This is a genomic window from Metabacillus niabensis (assembly GCF_902829255.1).
Classification (GTDB): domain Bacteria; phylum Bacillota; class Bacilli; order Bacillales; family Bacillaceae; genus Metabacillus; species Metabacillus niabensis.
Genome location: NZ_CADEPK010000021.1, coordinates 19,362 through 38,753 on the forward strand (window position 1 = coordinate 19,362; position 19,392 = coordinate 38,753).

Consider the following 19,392-nt stretch of genomic DNA (forward strand, 5'->3'; position numbering starts at 1 on the left):
GAGGAAGAAATGATGAATTTTAAACATATTACAATTGCCGGAAGCGGAGTATTAGGAAGTCAAATTGCTTTTCAAACAGCATTTAAAGGATTTAACGTAACGATTTATGATATTAATGATGCAGCGATTGAGAAGGCGAAAGAACGAATTGCCAATTTAGAAGCTACATATTTTGATTATTTTAAAGAAGAGCAGGACGCGGTTAAAACAGCGCAATCTCGAATTCAATATGCAACAAATTTAGCAGAAGCTGTTGCTGAAGCAGATCTTGTCATTGAAGCAATTCCTGAATTAAAGGAAATTAAAGAAAGCTTTTATACAGAGCTTGGAAAAGTTGCACCAGCTCATACGATTTTTGCATCAAATTCTTCTACATTGCTACCAAGTCAATTTGCAGAATTTACTGGTCGTCCTGAGAAATTTTTAGCTCTTCATTTTGCGAACCGCATTTGGATGAATAATACAGGAGAAGTGATGGAGCATCCGGGAACAAGCCAAGAGGTTGTTAAGGATGTATTACAATTTGCAGCGGCGATTGGAATGGTCCCACTTCATATTAAAAAAGAGCAGCCAGGCTATATCTTAAATAGTTTATTAGTTCCATTACTTGATGCAGCACAGCTTTTATGGGGAAATGAGGTTGCGGATCCATATACAATCGATAAAACATGGATGATTGCAACAGGTGCACCAATGGGTCCGTTCGCGATTATGGACGTCGTTGGATTAGAAACAGTATACAATATCGTCAGCACAAAGGCAGCGAAACATCCAAACCCTGAACAAAATGAATTCAAGCAAATTGCTGATCTCGTAAAAAATGAATATATTGATAAAGGGAAAATGGGAATGCAATCAGGTGAGGGATTCTATCAATATCCTAATCCAGCTTATAATGAGAAGGGATTTTTACAGCCTTAAGCTTTATTGTAAGGAAACTAGTGAAATAAATAATGGGAGCCTTTCGTTTATTTGGAAGGCTCTTTGTTTTGCTCCTTTAACATATTAACGCAATGGGGGACTGTCCCCAAAAAATTGTCCCCTAAAAAATAGATTGACGGAACATCTATTTCCATAATAGAATAAAGGAAATTTTAACAAAATTTACCTTCGCGAAAACGTTTGTTTATCTGCCTCTTAGATTACTGCCTATTGTCTTAAAGTGACAATAGGCATTTATTTTCTGAAATTTGTAAGGGGGAAGGGTTATGGGAAAGGTTTTTACGTCTATCCAAGCAAACCATGAGGAGTTTATTCGTAAGCAGCGGATTTTTTTCGTTGGTTCTGCACCGTTATTAGAGGATGGTCATGTTAATATTTCGCCTAAAGGTCATGATGTTCTTAGGATTTTGTCGGCAAATGAGGTTGCTTATTTAGATTTAACAGGGAGCGGCAATGAAACAAGTGCACATCTCATTGATAATGGGAGAATTACTTTTATGTTTCTTGCATTTGAGGGTCCACCATTGATTTTACGCTTATATGGTAAAGGCGAGGTTATCTTACCAGATACACCAAGGTGGGAGGAGCTCATCCCCCATTTCAACCTTCTTCCTGGGGCACGGCAAATTATTTATGCAAAAATCGATACTGTCAAAACGTCCTGTGGATTTAGCGTCCCATTTTATACCTACAATGGTGAACGCGATACGCTGCAGCAATGGGCTTTAAATAAAAGCGACGAACAATTAGAAGAGTATCATAAAAAGAAAAATTCAATCAGCATGGATGGAATTGTCACACCTATTGGCGAACAGTTTGTAAACGCAAAAAGTTAAGTACACAAATTAGTAGATAAGGAAGTATACCTATGAAACTACATTTACTTACTAGCATTCGAACGAATAATTTTACTGATGATGAAATGATGGCGAAAATCAAGACGATGTGGGAGGAAGCTTCTAGCAAACTAGAAAATAATGAAGAGTGTGTTTATGGAGTTTATTATGATTATGAAAATAATTATAAAGGAGATTACTCATTAAGTGTTGCCGTTGAAAGAGATGGCAATCATGGAGCAGCCTCCATTGAAATACCGGATAACAAGAAATATGAGGTCTTTAAAGTCGATATGAATGATGAACAAGGCATCTTAAAAGCATGGAGTACTATCTGGAAGCAAGAAGAGACAGGTGTATTAAAGAGAGATTACTCTTATGACTTTGAAAAGTATTATCCTAATGGTGAAATTGAGATTTATATTGCAGTAAAGTGAGAAGAAATGAACTATATATAAGAGGTAAAAGGGAAATAAGAATAAGACCAGCTCTTTTAGGGGTGGTTTTCTTTGTGTTTAGCAAAAAAAGGAAACTGCTTTGAAATCTAATAGAGAAAATGAATTTTGTATAAATAAGGAGAAAAGCTAATTGCATTTATAAAGGAATAGCGGAAAAGAAATACGAATAAGACCAGCTCTTTTGGGGTGGTTTTCTTTATGTTTGAAAAAGAAAGTAAACTACACGTAAAAACCTGATATGTCACAAAAAGCTCCCACTTGTTGAAGTCCATTTTCATCATCCTGAAAAAAGGAGGTCAACATTGTGCACCTTTTTAGTCAATATCGTTTATCGTCTTGAAGCTAGATGCCCTTTATAATTGAATTCAAGTAAGCGTTTACAAAATATTCGTCAGGTGGTGGGAATAAGGTGAATACAAGGATAAATTCGAACCAACTGGAAACAAGCTCAGATGTAAATCTTAAACTGAAAACAAAACGTAAGCTATCGATGAAAAAGTTTCTATCGTATATGGCCTTTGTTGGTCCAGCACTACTATTTTTTATCTTGATTCAAATTATTCCTTTCTTTATGGGAATTTACTATTCCTTTACATCATGGAATGGGGTAAGCTCAACGATTGAATGGGTTGGCTTGGACAATTATGTGAAAATATTTACGGGAGACGAGAAATTTTTCAATTCCTTTTTATTTACAACAAAGTTTATGTTTGCGGCTGTCATTATAAGTAATTTAATTGGTTTTACATTAGCTCTGCTATTAAATGCCGCATTAAAAACGAAAAATATTTTAAGAACCGTCTTTTTTATTCCAAATGTTATTGGTGGACTATTACTAGGGTTTATATGGCAGTTTATCTTTGTTAAAGGCTTTGCATCAATTGGTAACTTGACGGATATCGGTTTCTTCAAGCTTCCGTGGCTTGGTGATGAAGCAACTGCATTTTGGGGAATTGTTATCGTTTTTGCATGGCAAATTAGTGGATATATGATGGTCATTTATATTGCTGCCTTACAAGGGGTGGATACGTCTTTATTAGAAGCAGCAAAAATTGATGGAGCTTCTAACTGGTCCGTTTTAACGAAAATCATCGTCCCGCTCATTATACCTGCATTTACGATTTGCTTTTTCTTAACGATTTCAATGGCATTTAAAATTTTCGATTTGAATCTTTCGCTGACAGGAGGCGGACCGTTTAATTCAACGGAATCGGTTGCGATTAATATTTACCAAGAGGCGTTTATGAATAATCGATATGGCTTAGGTACGGCAAAGTCGATTTTATTCTTTTTAATCGTCGCAGTCTTTACGACCTTCCAAGTGTTGTATACGAAGAAAAAGGAGGTTGAGGCATAATGTTAAGAAGGTATACATTTCAAACATTTATATTAGAGATTGTTGCCATTATCCTCGCTCTGATTTTTCTCGTACCATTTTATTTTGTCTTTATTAATTCAGTAAAAAGCTTTTCAGAGATCTTATTAGATGCAGCTGCGTGGCCAAAGGAAATTTTATTTAGCAATTACGCGAAGGTATGGGAAATTATTAGCTTTGAGCATGCTTTCTTTAATTCCCTTATTATTACGGTAATAAGCATTGCTGGAATTGTCGTCATTAGCTCAATGGCTGCGTGGAAAATGGTGCGAACACCAGGAAAGGTAAGCAAATTTCTCTTTGTATTCTTTGTTTCTGCGATGGTCATTCCCTTTCAAACCGTGATGATCCCGCTTATGAAGCTTGGGGGCATGATGGGGATTATGAACAGCATTCCGGGAATTGTCATTATGTATTTTGGCTTTGGGGTTTCTTTATCGCTTTTCCTGTTTCACGGTTTTGTTAAAACAATTCCACAGGAAATTGAAGAATCTGCTAGAGTAGATGGGTGTAGCCAATTCGGAGTTTTTTGGAGAATTGTCTTCCCGCTATTAAAGCCGATTACCGTAACGGTTATCATTTTAAATACGCTGTGGATTTGGAATGATTACCTGCTTCCATTACTCGTGCTCCAGGATGCTGAACTGCGGACAATTCCATTAGCGACAAGCTCGTTCTTCGCTCAATATACGAAGCAATGGGATATGGGTCTAGCGGCATTAGTACTAGGGATTGCACCAATTATCGTTTTCTTTCTGTTCTTGCAAAAGCATATTATTAAAGGTATTGCTGCTGGTTCGATTAAGTGAGAGGGAGAGGAGGGGGACAGTCCCCACAATTGTTGTGGGGACTGTCCCCAAAAAGACGAATTTCTAGCGCGACAACCTCACTTTTCGCTTAAGAATAGGATGCAATTTGGCAGTTTAGTATTAGTAAAAGCACGAATTATCATTGGTTACTCCACTAGCAGTTTATGAAAGGGAAGCAGCCTGTTTAAATGAAGTCATGGCCGTATGTAAAGTGGCTGTTTTAATTAATGGGGGACAGTCCCCACTACCATCGTGGGGACTGTCCCCCAAAAAAGGGTCACTTTTATATAAAAGATAGATAACATAACAAGGAGGTCAATGGGGATGAAGAAGCTCTTGCTCGTATGTTTATCGATGTTATTTTTGGTAGGGATGATTGTTGGGTGTAGTTCAGGGGGGAAGCTAGAAACAGGTGGGCAGTCTAATTCTAATTCTGATACGAATACAGATTCTGGTGATAATGGGGATGTTGTGACACTTAATTTATTTCAATTTAAAGTAGAGATTGCTGACCAACTACAAGAAATGATTAATGAGTTTGAAAAGGAGCATCCGAATATAAAGGTAAAGCTTGAAAGTGTTGGTGGTGGCGCAGATTACGGTGCAGCGTTAAAGGCGAAATTTGCATCAGGTGAAGAGCCAGATATCTTTAACAATGGTGGCTTTAAAGAGCTTGAATTGTGGAAGGAGCATTTAGCGGATTTATCAAATGAGCCATGGGTTGAGCATGTTCTTCCAATTGGGAAGGTTCCGATGACGGGTGAGGATGGAAAGCTATACGGGATGCCTGTAAACCTTGAAGGATATGGCTTCGCCTATAACAAGGACTTATTCAAAAAGGCAGGAATTACAGAAACGCCGAAAACACTTAGTGAATTAAAAGAGGCAGCTCAAAAGCTTGAGGATGCAGGAATAAAAGCATTTTCTGCAGGATATGGGGAATGGTGGGTTATTGGACAGCATTTATTAAACATTCCATTTGCCCAACAGGAAGACCCTTCAGCATTTATTGATGGATTATATGATGGTTCAGTGAAATTTGCCGATAATGAGAAGTTTAAGCAATTCAAGGAAGTCATTGATACAGAAATAAAATATGCAACAGGAAATCCGCTCACAACCGATTATAATACACAAGTAACACTGTTTGCTTCAGGTGAAACAGCAATGCTTCAACAAGGTAACTGGACAGAAAATATGATTTATGAAGTGAACCCTGAGATGAATATGGGCTTTATTCCAATCCCGCTTAACGATGATGCAAATCAAGATGTCTTACCAGTCGGTGTACCGAACAACTGGGTATTAAACAAAAACTCAGAGCATTTAGAGGAAGCGAAAACATTCCTAAACTGGATGGTATCCTCTGAAACAGGAAAACGCTATATTACTGAGGAGTTTGCCTTTATCCCAGCGTTTGATAATATTGAAGCATCTGGTTTAGGTGACTTAGGTAAAGAGGTATTAGAATATTCAAAAGCTGAAAAGACGATTCCATGGACTTGGTTTACATGGCCAGATGGAGCAAACAAGGAATTTGCCGCTGCGATTCAGGAATATGCAGCAGGAAAAATCGATTATGATACATTGCTAGAAAAATTCCAAGCGACTTGGGACAATTTAAAGTAAAATAGAGAAAAAAGCATGCCATGACAGTCGGCATGCTTTTTATCTATACGAATGTTTTAAAGACAGCATGAATAATCATGATAAATGTCGGTAAGGAGGTTCTTTTAGGAATGTTCCGAACGAGTATACGAAATAAACTAATTGTTTTACTGCTCCTTATCACGATCGTTCCATTTGGGACCTCGATAGTGACAACTTATTTATATACGAAAGAGTCTTTAAAGGATAAATTTGTTGACGAAAACGTAAACCTGCTATATCAAGGGAAGTTGAATGTTGAAGGATATATTGATGAGTTAAAAAATCTATCGCTATCGTTTTATACAAATATCGATTTTATGGCGTATTTACGAAATCCTGAGCTAGATGATGATTATCTTGCAAAGGAAACAGTGAAAAATGTCATTTTAACGATTCTTCACGCTGAGGAAAATATTAATCGCGTCAATATTGTATTTATAAAAGATGATCTAAATGTTTCCGTATCCAAACGCTCAAGTGTTGTATTTTCACCATTCATTCAAGAGCTTGAAGCGGAAAATTACGAAAAAGCATTAAAAAATAAGTACTATGTGTACCTTGAGCCGATGCATGTTGTTCAAGGTGAAAAAGCAGCAAATGATAAACGGAACAAACGCGATATCTTTACGTTACACAGAGTGTTGCTTGATATTCCGTCAAACGATTTATTAGGTTATATTTCATTAGATATTGCCCCGTCTCAAATTATTAATATAAGTGAGAAGCTTTATGTGAAGGACAAGGAAGAGTTTTATATTATTAGCTCAGAAGGAGAAATGATTTTTCAATCAAATAATAAGGTTTCTGAGGATGAGGCTTGGATTAAGAAATTAACCGCGTCGAAAAAACAAAGTGGGACGATGGAGCTTGAGACAGATTCCTTTCAAGGGTTAATGATTTATGACAGAACGTCTGAAGCTTCTGGAGGCTGGATATTAGCTAAACGTATTCCGTATACATCTGTTTTTGAAAGTGCCTTAAGTGTGGCGAAAATCAATATTCTTTTTGGGATTATTGGCTTATGTCTTGTTATTTTAGGTTCCTTTTTTGTTTCGTTTAAAATCACTTCCCCAATTCGAATATTGCTGCAGCATATTAACAAGGTTGAAAAAGGCGATATGAATGTCGAATTTGTTCCGCTAGGAAAGGATGAAATCGGTGTATTAGGTAATCGTTTTCAGGAAATGATCGGAAAAATTAATCAATTAATTAATCGTGAATACAAGCTTGAGCTTGAAAACAAAACGAATCAATTAAAGGTTTTGCAATCACAATTAAATCCTCATTTTTTATATAATGCTTTGCAGTCAATTGGAACGGTTGCCCTTAAAAATAAAGTGCCACAAATCTATACGCTTGTGACCCATCTTTCGAAAATCATGAGGTATGGCATGAATATTGATGAGGATTTAGTTCCATTGGCAAAGGAGATTGATTACACAAAGGCCTATTTATTATTGCAAAGAGAACGATTTGGGGAGCAATTTACGTATTCGTTAAATTTTAAGGAAACGGATTTATCGATAACCGTTCCAAAAATGATTCTTCAGCCAATTATCGAAAATTATTTTAAACATGGCTTTGACAGTCGAGCTGATTCAATTGGACAGCTGGCAGTTGAAGGAAAACGACAGGATGACATGTTCGTCATTACCATTCGGGATAATGGAATTGGGATGAGTGAGAGTCGACTCGTTCAAATCAAACAAACATTAACAGATACACAGCAAGAAAGACCAACTAAAGGAACGAATATTGGATTGAAGAACGTCTATCTTCGGTTAAAGCTCTATTATGGTCAAAAAGGGACGCTTCATCTTGATAATCAAAAAGGTGGGGGAATTTACGTCTCAATTACATTTCCAATCGAAGCAAGGGGGATTTTGGATGAAGGCAATCATTATTGATGATGAACAGCATGTGAGAGAGGGATTGCTCTTATTAGCGGATTGGGAACAATTTGGCATTACCGAAGTTTATGAGGCAAAGGATGGTGCAGAAGCGAAGGAGGAAATTACAAAGCATCGACCGGAAATTATTTTTACAGATATGAATATGCCGAAAGTAGATGGAATTGATTTATTAAAATGGCTCCATGAAAAGAACCTGCAAAGCAAGATTATCGTTGTCAGCGGGTATGATGATTACCACTATATGCGGAATGCCCTTTGCTACGGAAGCTTTGACTATATATTAAAACCGATTGACCCAGTTATTTTACATGATACGTTAGCACGTGCAACAAGTGAATGGAAAAAACAACAGGTTGCACGTGCCTCAACCTTGGAGGCGACAAGAGTCATAAATGAGGTGAAGCCGTTATATTGGGATCATCTTTTGACAAATTTACTTACTCATTCAGTCATTTCTCAAGAAACGGTCAACAAAATCCAAGCTGAATTTGCAATTAATCTAAAGCAGGTCAAATGCACAGTAGCTGTTTTAACCCTTGTTCCGATCATTCAAAAGGCATTTGGTGAGGATAAAAATTTAGCGTTTTTTACAATTTTAAATATTTGCAATGAAATCATTCAAGGGAAAAACAAACATGGAATTTGTTTTCGCAACGAGACAAAGGATAACGAAATTGTTATGTTCATGTGGGAAAAAAGTGACTATTTCATCTCGCAAATTCATGAATGTATTTATAGATGCTATCAAATGAAGCTACCAATTGCCGTTGGTAAAGAATCACATTCATTGCAAGAATCATATCAATCTGCGCTTCTAGCATTGAAAAAGCATAACCTATTAGGGAAGAGCAATAATATCGCCTATTATCATGATATGGCAAAAAGCTCTCTCCTCCATTTATTTGATTATTCACAGGAGCTTATGTGGGCATTGCGCAGCGGAAGCATGGAAAAGGTAGATGAGATTTTACAAGGGTTATTTAACCGCTTGCAAATGAATAATGAGCTTTCGATGGAGCAAATTCAAGCTTGGGAAACACAATTTGAACAAATGCGTACGAACTGGCTAAAGGAATATAGCATTGATGAAGCAACCGTCTTATACAATGGTGTGAACTATTGGGAGGAGGATGGATTGTTTTCCTTTCAAAAATTTAAAGAGGAGAAACGAAAGGAATTTCATCAATTGCTAGAATTATTATCAAAAGTAAAATACCAAAAGGATAAAAATAGTATCCAAGAAATTGAAGCATATCTTCGAAATCATTATGATAAGGAAATTACTTTACAAGAGATCGCGGATCGCTTCTACTTAAGCAGAGAATATATCTCACGGAGATTTAGGCAGGAATATGCTGATACCATTACAAATTACTTAACAAATATTCGGGTGATGAAAGCAAAGGAATTACTAGAAAACCCGCATCTGAAAATCTACGAGATTGCATTTATGGTAGGTTATCAAAACGAAAAATATTTTAGTAAGGTGTTTAAAAAATCGACAGGATTCACACCAAATGAATACCGTGCTCAGGTTGTTTCGAAATAGAAGGAACACACAATTAAGAGAAAAGCCAACATCTTTCCTCAGAAAATGAATAATATATAGAAACTTTATTTTCGAGGAGGGATTATGTGAAGGATGTGAATGTGCAAATAAAGGAGCTTGAATTAAAAATAAAAGACCTAGAACATCAAATAGACCGCCTTGAGGATAGATATTCTAACCAGCTTGATGAAAATGATATACGTGCTGTCATTGACAAAGTGCTATCAGAAAAAGAATTTGCAACACCAAAGCAAGTAGAATCCTCAGTGAATGAAAGTCATCTTCAGCTAGTGAAATGGATTATTGGAACAGGCATTAGTGTCGCAGCAGTTGTTGTGAGTATTTATCAATTCATATAAAGAAAAGAAGAGGCTGCTTTTACCTTGAGCAGCCTCTTTCCTATTATTATAGATAAGAAGCAATTAAATCAGCATGTCCATTAAGTGTATATTGTCCAAACTCATATGGAAGCAGGAAGTGATCACCTTTTCTAAAGCTGTAGGTTGTCCCATTATGTGTAAGCTCACCATCACCATCTATTACACTGACTAATGTGAACGGCTTTTCCTGTGTTAATGTTGTCGTGCCTGAAAGCGTCCATTTTTGTACAGTAAAATATGGACACTCTACATATGTAGTAATTTCAGCACCATCGATTTGTTCTGTTGTTGGTGTTACCTCTGTATGAGAAGACGGTGTTTGCGTTACTTCAATGCTTTTTTCGATATGTAGTTCACGTAAATTTCCTTCTGCATCCTTGCGGTTAAAGTCAAATACACGGTAAGTTGTATCAGAATTTTGCTGTGTTTCAAGGATGATTGTCCCAGCACCAATGGCATGAATTGTACCACTTGGAACAAAGAAGAAATCGCCAGGCTTAATTTTTACTCTGCGTAATAATTTGTCCCATTCCCCATCTTCAATCATGCTCACTAATTCTTCCTTCGTTTTTGCATGATGGCCATAGATGATTTCAGCGCCCTCTTCACAATCAATGATATACCAGCATTCGGTTTTTCCTAGCTCACCGTTTTCGTGCTCGTTTGCATATTCATCATTAGGATGAACCTGAACAGATAGATCTTGATTTGCATCAAGAATTTTCGTTAATAATGGGAAGCGATCACCTTCGATATGACCAAATAGCTCACGATGCTTTTCCCATAGCTCACCAAGGGTTACACCTTCATACTCACCATTTTTTACAACGCTTTGACCATTTGGATGTGCGGAAAATGCCCAGCACTCACCTGTTGTTTCAGTAGGGATCGTATAATGGAAGGAAGTTAATTTCGTTCCACCCCAGATTCTATCTTTAAATATTGGATTAAAAAATAATGGCTCTTTACTCATTCTCCAATACCTCCTTTATCATTTTACTTTATCTATTAGTTTATTTGTTACTTTATCTATTTTAGTAAATAATGTGGATTTGGACAATTTATTTTCGAAACATAAGAGTTATTTTAGTCGAATTTTAAGATGTTCGCAAAAAAACCTTGCGAAGCAGCATTTCTAGTTATATACTATTAAAGTATCTTTTTTGACGATTATCGACAAAAATCATTGGGATTTTTAAAAAATATGTTGATTCTAGTAAAGATAACTGCTATAATATTATACATGTCACATCACATGCGGGTGTAGTTTAGTGGTAAAACCTCAGCCTTCCAAGCTGATGATGAGGGTTCGATTCCCTTCACCCGCTCCATACATAATACTGGTTGCAACGCAGTGTTTCGTTTCTTAGATAAACGAGGCATTGCGTTTTTTAATGTGAAAAAGAGGTGAAGGCTTAATGCCAATCACCTTAAAGCTTAATAAATATCGAATGTAGCCTCGCCGCCATGTATTTGGGTAAACATTTTCGCCAATGCTTGTAACAACTGAGCAGCATCCTCTTTTGCTTGGGAAGGCTGCAAATAGACGAGATGTAACGCATCGGTCGTGCTTGTTGAGACGGCTGTTCGCTTTGAATCAACATAAGGGCTGCCAAATGGTCCGTCTTCATCAACAGATACAAGCTTTTTTGCCATTGAAACGTCACGACCATTGATGGCAAGATATGTCGCTTGATCTGTTCCAATTTCAATGCTAACATTACCTTTTATTTGCTTAACATCATATATTCCTAGAGGAATTTGATATTGAAGTGATAGAAAATTATTTAAATCAACTGCAGAGTTCACATAGTCTAAATATTGCTGCTTTTGGACACGGCGATATAACGCTTCACTTGATGGACGATATCTCGACGGATCTGTTCCGATCGTTTTAAATAATTTTCGCCATTCATTAATTGCAGGTACTTCAGTGATCTTTTTGTCAGCATAATCAAAGTATAATGATTCTTGAAATAAACGTAATCGTCCCTTTAGCATTTGCGGTGATTCGGAGACTTGAATATTTTGATAATGAACGACACCTAGCTGAAAATCATTGACTAGCTGTTTAATCTTTTGGCTAATTTGAATTTCCATTTATTATTACCTCCACAATGTTCGTACCTTTATTTTATCATAGATGAAGCAAAGTCTTTAAAAGGAAGGGGGAGAAGTGATGAATATTGAGCAGTTTAAAGAAGAGGTCATTGCCTATAGTAAGGAGATTGGTATTGATAAAATTGGCTTTACGAGTGCCAATACATTTGAAGAGCTCAGACAGCGTTTGATCAAACAGCAGGAATTAGGCTATCAATCCGGCTTTGAAGAGCCTGATATTGAAAAGCGAGTAACACCTGTTGCGTTACTGCCGAAAGCGAGCTCGATCATTTCCATTGCTCTTGCCTATCCTTCGAAAATGAAAAACGCACCGAGAAGTACGAAGGAAGAACGACGCGGGATTTTCTGTCGTGCTTCATGGGGACAAGACTACCATACGATCTTACGTGACAGGCTTGGGAAGCTTGAGACGTTTTTAAAGGAAAAGGTACCAGACATTCAAGTGAAGTCAATGGTAGATACAGGTGAGCTTTCCGATCGGGCAGTTGCTGAACGTGCTGGCATTGGCTGGAGCGGAAAAAACTGTGCCATTATTACACCTGAATTTGGCTCCTACGTATATTTAGGTGAAATGATTACGAATTTCCCGTTTCCTCCTGATACGCCAATGGAGGACCAATGCGGCAGCTGTACAAAGTGCTTGGATGTTTGTCCGACAGGAGCACTCGTCCAGGGAGGACAGCTTGATTCAACAAAATGTATTGCCTTTTTAACGCAAACAAAGGGCTTTTTACCTGATGAATATCGAACAAAAATCGGCAATCGGATCTATGGCTGTGATACGTGTCAAACGATATGTCCAGTAAACAAAGGGAAGGATTTTCATTTTCATGAAGAGATGGAGCCAGACCCGGAAATTGCGAAGCCAAAGCTAAAGCCGCTGCTTACGATAAGCAATAAAGAGTTTAAAGAAAAGTATGGCCATATTTCAGGCTCTTGGAGAGGGAAAAAACCGATCCAGCGAAACGCCATTTTAGCACTTGCTCATTTTAAGGATACAACCGCACTACCGGATTTAATCCAATTGATGCATAAGGACCCAAGACCAGTTATCCGCGGAACAGCTGCATGGGCAATCGGAAAAATTGGTGGCGAGCACGTTGCAGAAGAGCTTCATAAAGCATACGAAAAAGAAAACGATGAAGAAGTAAAAGCAGAAATAAAAAAAGGATTGGCTTTTTTAGAAAAAAATTAGGTGGTTGCTTACAAACTATCATGTAAGCAGCCACTTTTTTCTTTTATATTAAGTAACTCGGTAGGAAATCAACCAACTTTAACGGGAATTCTGTCAACTTTGGCGAAAAATTTGTCAACTTTCTGAAGAAATCAACCAACTTTCCGAAAAAATCTGTCATTCGACAAAAAACGTCATAGCTTCCCGCCTGATAAAAGACATTTCTTCCTAACTATGACCATACCTTTTAATATAATACAGGTGGTGGTGAGGAGAAATGAAGCAACTACTATTAGACTTCAATAAAAAGAAGCTCGACATGCTTATAAATAAGAAGCTATTCACGCAATATCGCGATGACGACCGAGAGTTTCAAGCGTTGGAACGGAGAGTACGCTTATGTGAACAGCGTGGAATTGAAATCATCAAAGGGATAACGGAAATTAAAATAACAAATGTTGCTGAACGGTCGCAAAAAATAAATGATGTCCAGTATACATGCCATCATAAATGGTTAACAAAACAAGATGACTCGATGTATTTAGAGGAACGATTTGAAGAGCGAAGTGCAAGAATTTTTCAGGATGAGCTTGTTGAGGATATGCTTATAGAAAAGCACGAGCCAGCGGTTGAACATCATGTAAGCAATGTCGAGCAGTTAATGAGAGAGCCATTTATTTATGACCGACTTGCAGCTGTCCAGTATGCGGAGCTGTGGTGGAATAGTACAAATCCAGCTTATAAAAATTTTGAGGTCAATTGTACGAACTTTATTTCGCAATGCATGCATGCAGGCGGTGCAAAAATGAGGGGCTACCCGAATCGCTCCAGCGGTTGGTGGATGCAAAACAATAATTGGAGCTATAGTTGGTCTGTAGCCAATTCAATGCGGATTTTTTTAGCGAATTCTAAAACCGGTCTAAGAGCTAAAATCGTAGGTGAGCCTGAACAATTAATGCCAGGGGATGTCATTTGCTATGATTTTCAAGGTGACGGCAGATTTGATCATACGACATTTGTTGTGGCGAAGGATAAAAAGAATATGCCGCTAGTGAATGCGCAAACTTATAATAGTCGGATGCGCTATTGGTCATATGAAGATTCTACAGCCTATACCCCTAACATTAAATATACATTTTTTCGAATTATCGATGATACGAGTTCAAAGTAAAAAGTGGTATAATGTCCTTTTGAAGGGTAATGAGGGGCTCGAATGTCTAAAGGCTATCCTTCTTTAGTAAATAGTTGGGGTGGAAACAATGGCATTACACGTCGTATTATATCAACCAGAAATTCCTGCAAACACAGGAAATATTGCTCGTTCATGTGCGGCTACGAATACAACGCTACATTTAATTCGTCCACTTGGATTTTCGACAGATGATAAAATGTTAAAACGTGCGGGACTTGATTATTGGGAATTTGTGAATGTTGCTTTTCATGATTCATTAGATGAGCTTTCTGAAAAATACCCAGATGGTGAATTCTTTTATTTAACAAAATTCGGTGAGCAGCCACATACGGCATTTGATTACAGTGACGCTGAAAAGGATTATTTCTTTATTTTTGGCCGTGAAACAACAGGCTTACCAAAGGATGTCATTAAGGCAAACATGGACCGCTGCTTACGAATTCCAATGACAGATGATGTACGTTCATTAAATCTATCAAATACTGCAGCCATTCTCATTTATGAAGTATTAAGACAGCAAAATTATCCGAGCTTAGGCTAGGTAAATCCTTGCTAAGACGAGAAAATGACTGATTCGATAATGAATCAGTCATTTTTCGTGTACCCTTATTTTTTTACGCCTGGCTTGCTATCATATCCAGCAGTAAAGATAGCTGTTAGAAATGCTAAGCTAACACCAAGTATTAATAAAAATCCCATCGTGTTTGTCCCTCCCAAAATTCTTTACGAAATTAGAGCAAATCCACAGGGTATGTAATAAAGCATACTTTGAATCTTCCATTAAATCAACATGTACTAAAACGAAAAGATAACGATTACATCTTTTCCTATTAGGTTCCCCATGTATCGCGTGTTTTATCCTTTTTCCTAGTGAGCAAATTCTCATTTCCACGAAAATTTGGACACCTGCAGGTAAACCCCTAAGTCTTCCTAATTATAACGTAATCAGCACTTGATGTGAATGTAAAAGAAGATTTTTACATTAAAATTTATCAGAATTAATCAAAAGCTTTTTAGAATGTTAAAGGACATCCTCGCATAAAGTGTATTAATCCGCACAAGGTTTTTACATCTACGACCAATGATGAAGGAGGTCCTTATGGATATCTTAAAAAAAATTGAAAAGTACAGAGAAGATGAGCAGCGTTTAAAATGGGAAGGAACCTTCGTAGAGTATTTGGATATTGTCAAGGAAAAACCGTGGGTTGCTCAATCGGCTCATTCGCGAGTATACAATATGATTAAAGATGCAGGTATTGAAGAGGTAGATGGAAAACGGAGATATAAGTTTTTTGACCACCAGCTATATGGCTTAGAGGATGCGCTGGAACGCCTTGTCGAAGAGTATTTCCATCCTGCCGCAAAACGGTTAGATGTCCGAAAGCGGATTTTGCTTTTAATGGGACCAGTCAGTGGTGGGAAATCGACACTTGTCACAATGCTTAAACGTGGATTAGAGGCTTATTCTTTAACAGATCGCGGTGCAGTTTATGCAATTAAGGGCTGCCCGATGCATGAGGATCCTTTACATTTAATTCCGCATCATCTTCGTGATGATTTTTATCAGGAGTATGGCATTCGTATCGAAGGAAATTTATCACCGCTTAATGTGATGAGATTAGAGGAAGAATATGGTGGACGTATTGAGGATGTAAGGGTAGAAAGAGTGTTTTTATCTGAGGATAAGCGGACAGGGATTGGAACGTTTAGTCCATCGGATCCGAAATCACAGGATATTGCCGATTTAACGGGAAGCATTGACTTTTCAACGATTGCTGAATATGGTTCAGAGTCAGACCCGCGTGCATACCGCTTTGATGGTGAGTTGAACAAAGCCAACCGCGGGATGATGGAGTTCCAGGAAATGCTGAAATGTGATGAAAAATTCCTCTGGCATTTGCTCTCATTAACACAGGAAGGAAATTTCAAGGCAGGTCGCTTTGCCTTAATTTCCGCGGATGAATTAATTGTTGCACATACAAATGAAACAGAGTATCGTTCATTTATTTCAAACAAAAAGAACGAAGCGCTCCATTCGCGAATTATCGTCATGCCTGTTCCTTACAATTTAAAGGTGAGTGAAGAGGAAAGAATTTATGAAAAAATGATTCAAGAAAGTGATGTTTCAGATGTTCATATTGCGCCACATACATTAAAGGTTGCGGCGATGTTTACAATTCTCACGCGCTTAAAGGAACCAAAGCGCGGTGACATTGACTTAGTGAAGAAAATGAGATTGTATGATGGCGAAAGTGTGGAAGGCTTTAATTCAGTTGACCTTGCAGAGCTGCAAAAGGAATACAATGATGAGGGAATGTCAGGGATTGACCCGCGTTATGTGATCAATCGAATTTCCTCAACGATTATTCGCAAAGATGTTCCATCAATTAATGCGTTAGATGTGTTACGCGCGCTTAAGGAAGGTCTTGACCAGCATGCGTCGATTTCAAATGAAGATAGAGAAAAATATTTAAATTTCATTTCTGTAGCTCGTAAGCTCTATGACGATATGGCGAAGAAAGAAGTACAAAAGGCGTTTGTTTACTCATATGAAGAGTCTGCGAAAACATTAATGGATAATTATTTAGATAATGTTGAGGCATATTGTAATAAAAATAAACTGCGCGACCCGTTAACTGGTGAGGAAATGAATCCAGACGAAAAGCTCATGCGTTCGATTGAAGAACAAATTGGCATTTCCGAAAATGCGAAAAAAGCGTTCCGTGAAGAAATATTAATTCGAATTTCAGCATATGCTCGCAAAGGGAAACGCTTTGATTACAATTCACATGAACGGTTACGTGAAGCGATTCAAAAGAAGCTTTTTGCAGATTTGAAGGATGTTGTGAAGATTACGACATCGTCGAAAACACCTGATGAGCAGCAGCTTAAGAAAATTAATGAGGTTGTCGCACGTCTCATTGATGAGCATGGCTACAACTCCACATCGGCAAACGAATTGCTCCGTTATGTAGGAAGCTTATTAAATAGATAAAAAATAATGAGAAAAGACTGACGAATAGAAGCATCCTGTCAGTCTTTTTTTATCCCATTCTAAACGATAATGGTTGTCCGATATGTAACTGGGGACTTGTCTCATTTTCAATGAAACTCTGTTCGTTTTCGAAATTATTTGTCAATAAATCAAATCTTGCGCATAGGATAGAGTAATCCAATGAAAAAACAAACTGGCAATAGGTAAATAAATTTATTCATCCACGTTAGTGTATGCATGTTAAGTGAAAAATGTGACTCTTTTTTTAAAAAAATTTAATTTTTGGAGGGGGAATTAAGATGTCAGGTCAGGACCAAAATTTTGTTATTTCACAAGAAGATTGGACCCTCCATCGTAAAGGCCACGATGATCAAACACGCCATCAAGAAAAAGTACAGGAAGCGATTCGGAACAACCTTCCAGATTTAATCACTGAAGAAAGCATCATCATGTCAAATGGGAAGGATGTTGTGAAAATCCCAATTCGTTCTCTTGACGAATACAAAATCCGCTATAACTATGACAAAAATAAACATGTAGGCCAAGGAGATGGAGAGAGTCAGGTAGGAGATGTCGTTGCCCGTGATGGTTCTCAGGCAGATGCAAAAGGCCCGGGCAAAGGTCAAGGGGCAGGAGATCAAGCAGGTGAAGATTACTATGAAGCAGAAGTATCGATCATTGAGCTTGAGGCAGCTTTATTTAAAGAGCTGGAGCTACCGAATTTAAAGCAAAAGGAACGGGACAATATTGTTGTAGAGAATATTGAATTCAACGATATTCGAAGAACAGGTTTAATGGGAAATATCGATAAAAAACGGACGATGCTAGCGGCCTATAAACGGAATGCAATGGCCGGAAAATCAAACTTCCATCCAATATTTCCGGAAGACTTGAAATACAAAACCTGGAATGAAGTCGTTAAGCCAGAATCGAAGGCAGTCGTCATTGCGATGATGGATACAAGTGGGTCAATGGGACTTTGGGAAAAATATATGGCAAGAAGCTTTTTCTTCTGGATGACAAGATTTTTACGAACAAAATATGAGAAGGTTGATATTGAATTTATCGCCCATCATACAGAGGCAAAGGTCGTCACAGAGGAAGACTTCTTCTCAAAAGGGGAAAGCGGTGGAACGATCTGTTCATCCGCATACCGTAAAGCACTTGAGATTATCGAAGAAAAATATAACCCATCACGCTATAATATTTATCCATTCCATTTTTCAGATGGTGATAATTTAACGTCAGATAATGCAAGATGTGTCAAACTTGTAGGAGAATTAATGAAGGTTTCCAATATATTCGGCTATGGTGAAGTAAATCAATATAATCGTCACTCAACATTAATGTCCGCATATAAAAATATCAATGATGAGAAATTCCGCTATTATATCCTCAAGCAAAAGGCAGATGTTTTCCAGGCAATGAAAAGCTTCTTTCGTAAAGAAGACAATCAACTATATGCATAGCAAAAGAGCCCTTACTCATTCATATGAGTAGGGTTTTTATTTTTCGTTATCTTTAGAGAAGGGGAACAGAAGTCCTATGATATGTAAGCTGTTACAAAAAATGATGATAAAGGTTTAATTTTTTATCGCTTCATAGGTAAGCTAAGACAAGATAAGGATGAAATGACTACGTAAAAGCGTGATTTAAGGGCATGAAAGAGCAAAATATGACATATTTCACCGAAATCATGGACGTAAACACGTTAAACGATGAATCTTAGGTATGAAATTTTATCTGTAAGAGTTTTGTAAGAGGGAGTACATATAATGAGCTTTAGTCTAAAAATACCAATTCGTTTATTGTGTACACATTCGAATGAGCGTGATGAAAAAAAGATTAGAAAATAATTCTTATTGTATTAGTAATAAAGTAATATATACTGATTTTAAAGATATACAGATTGTAGTACTTTTTGAATGGCTCTTGTTAAATGCTGTTGTCGATTTCAGCATGAGGCATTCGCTTTCCGCGGGCGGTCCCGGGCGCATT

16 protein-coding genes and 1 tRNA gene are annotated in these 19,392 nt (G+C 37.4%); 15 read left to right on the forward strand and 2 right to left on the reverse strand.

Annotation, left to right across the window (positions count from 1 at the left end; genetic code table 11):
* Positions 1-12 precede the first annotated feature (12 nt).
* The 9 genes from HU235_RS04370 (at position 13) to HU235_RS04410 (ending at position 9,891) form a co-directional block, all read left to right on the forward strand.
* Complete coding sequence (locus tag HU235_RS04370) at positions 13-921, forward strand: 3-hydroxyacyl-CoA dehydrogenase (protein ID WP_174879437.1); 909 nt, start codon at positions 13-15, stop codon at positions 919-921.
* A gap of 287 nt (positions 922-1,208) precedes the next feature.
* Positions 1,209-1,778 (forward strand): pyridoxamine 5'-phosphate oxidase family protein, encoded by a 570-nt coding sequence (locus HU235_RS04375; protein ID WP_174879438.1) that lies wholly within the window; start codon positions 1,209-1,211, stop codon positions 1,776-1,778.
* 32 nt (positions 1,779-1,810) lie between these two features.
* On the forward strand, positions 1,811-2,215 hold the full coding sequence (locus HU235_RS04380; RefSeq protein WP_174879439.1) for a GyrI-like domain-containing protein: 405 nt from the start codon (positions 1,811-1,813) through the stop codon (positions 2,213-2,215).
* A gap of 511 nt (positions 2,216-2,726) precedes the next feature.
* On the forward strand, positions 2,727-3,593 hold the full coding sequence (locus tag HU235_RS04385) for a carbohydrate ABC transporter permease (RefSeq protein WP_174879470.1): 867 nt from the start codon (positions 2,727-2,729) through the stop codon (positions 3,591-3,593).
* A complete protein-coding gene (locus HU235_RS04390) occupies positions 3,593-4,420 on the forward strand; it encodes a carbohydrate ABC transporter permease (RefSeq protein WP_095301417.1) in 828 nt (275 codons plus the stop codon). Before HU235_RS04385 ends, HU235_RS04390 begins: the two co-directional genes overlap by 1 nt.
* A gap of 324 nt (positions 4,421-4,744) precedes the next feature.
* The gene (locus HU235_RS04395) at positions 4,745-6,049 is read left to right on the forward strand and encodes an ABC transporter substrate-binding protein (protein ID WP_174879440.1); all 1,305 of its coding nucleotides are present in this window, start codon (positions 4,745-4,747) and stop codon (positions 6,047-6,049) included.
* Between the two features lie 110 nt (positions 6,050-6,159).
* Positions 6,160-7,977, forward strand: coding sequence for a sensor histidine kinase (locus HU235_RS04400; protein ID WP_174879441.1), 1,818 nt, complete (start codon positions 6,160-6,162; stop codon positions 7,975-7,977).
* Positions 7,958-9,532 (forward strand): response regulator transcription factor, encoded by a 1,575-nt coding sequence (locus HU235_RS04405; protein WP_174879442.1) that lies wholly within the window; start codon positions 7,958-7,960, stop codon positions 9,530-9,532. Before HU235_RS04400 ends, HU235_RS04405 begins: the two co-directional genes overlap by 20 nt.
* A gap of 86 nt (positions 9,533-9,618) precedes the next feature.
* Complete coding sequence (locus HU235_RS04410; RefSeq protein WP_174879443.1) at positions 9,619-9,891, forward strand: hypothetical protein; 273 nt, start codon at positions 9,619-9,621, stop codon at positions 9,889-9,891.
* 46 nt (positions 9,892-9,937) lie between these two features.
* Here the strand turns inward: HU235_RS04410 and manA are convergent, their stop codons facing one another.
* A complete protein-coding gene (manA, locus tag HU235_RS04415; RefSeq protein WP_174879444.1) occupies positions 9,938-10,885 on the reverse strand; it encodes a mannose-6-phosphate isomerase, class I in 948 nt (315 codons plus the stop codon).
* 284 nt (positions 10,886-11,169) lie between these two features.
* On the opposite strand from manA, the gene HU235_RS04420 reads away from it, so the two are divergent.
* A tRNA-Gly gene (locus HU235_RS04420) sits at positions 11,170-11,243 on the forward strand.
* 106 nt (positions 11,244-11,349) lie between these two features.
* On the opposite strand, the gene HU235_RS04425 is transcribed toward HU235_RS04420, so the two are convergent.
* On the reverse strand, positions 11,350-12,012 hold the full coding sequence (locus tag HU235_RS04425; RefSeq protein WP_174879445.1) for a B3/B4 domain-containing protein: 663 nt from the start codon (positions 12,010-12,012) through the stop codon (positions 11,350-11,352).
* A 79-nt stretch (positions 12,013-12,091) separates the two neighbouring features.
* On the opposite strand from HU235_RS04425, the gene queG reads away from it, so the two are divergent.
* The 5 genes from queG to yhbH all read left to right on the forward strand — a co-directional run bounded on the left by queG (position 12,092) and on the right by yhbH (position 18,863).
* Entirely contained in the window at positions 12,092-13,228 is a 1,137-nt protein-coding gene (gene queG, locus HU235_RS04430; RefSeq protein WP_174879446.1) for a tRNA epoxyqueuosine(34) reductase QueG, read from the forward strand.
* A gap of 256 nt (positions 13,229-13,484) precedes the next feature.
* Positions 13,485-14,378: an amidase domain-containing protein gene (locus HU235_RS04435; protein ID WP_174879447.1), complete on the forward strand. Its 894-nt coding sequence runs from the start codon at positions 13,485-13,487 to the stop codon at positions 14,376-14,378.
* A gap of 79 nt (positions 14,379-14,457) precedes the next feature.
* Positions 14,458-14,940, forward strand: a complete 483-nt coding sequence (gene trmL, locus HU235_RS04440) for a tRNA (uridine(34)/cytosine(34)/5-carboxymethylaminomethyluridine(34)-2'-O)-methyltransferase TrmL (RefSeq protein ID WP_174879448.1) — start codon at positions 14,458-14,460, stop codon at positions 14,938-14,940.
* A 558-nt stretch (positions 14,941-15,498) separates the two neighbouring features.
* The gene (locus tag HU235_RS04445) at positions 15,499-17,394 is read left to right on the forward strand and encodes a PrkA family serine protein kinase (protein WP_095301407.1); all 1,896 of its coding nucleotides are present in this window, start codon (positions 15,499-15,501) and stop codon (positions 17,392-17,394) included.
* A 299-nt stretch (positions 17,395-17,693) separates the two neighbouring features.
* The gene (gene yhbH / locus HU235_RS04450; RefSeq protein ID WP_174879449.1) at positions 17,694-18,863 is read left to right on the forward strand and encodes a sporulation protein YhbH; all 1,170 of its coding nucleotides are present in this window, start codon (positions 17,694-17,696) and stop codon (positions 18,861-18,863) included.
* The last annotated feature ends 529 nt before the right edge of the window (positions 18,864-19,392 follow it).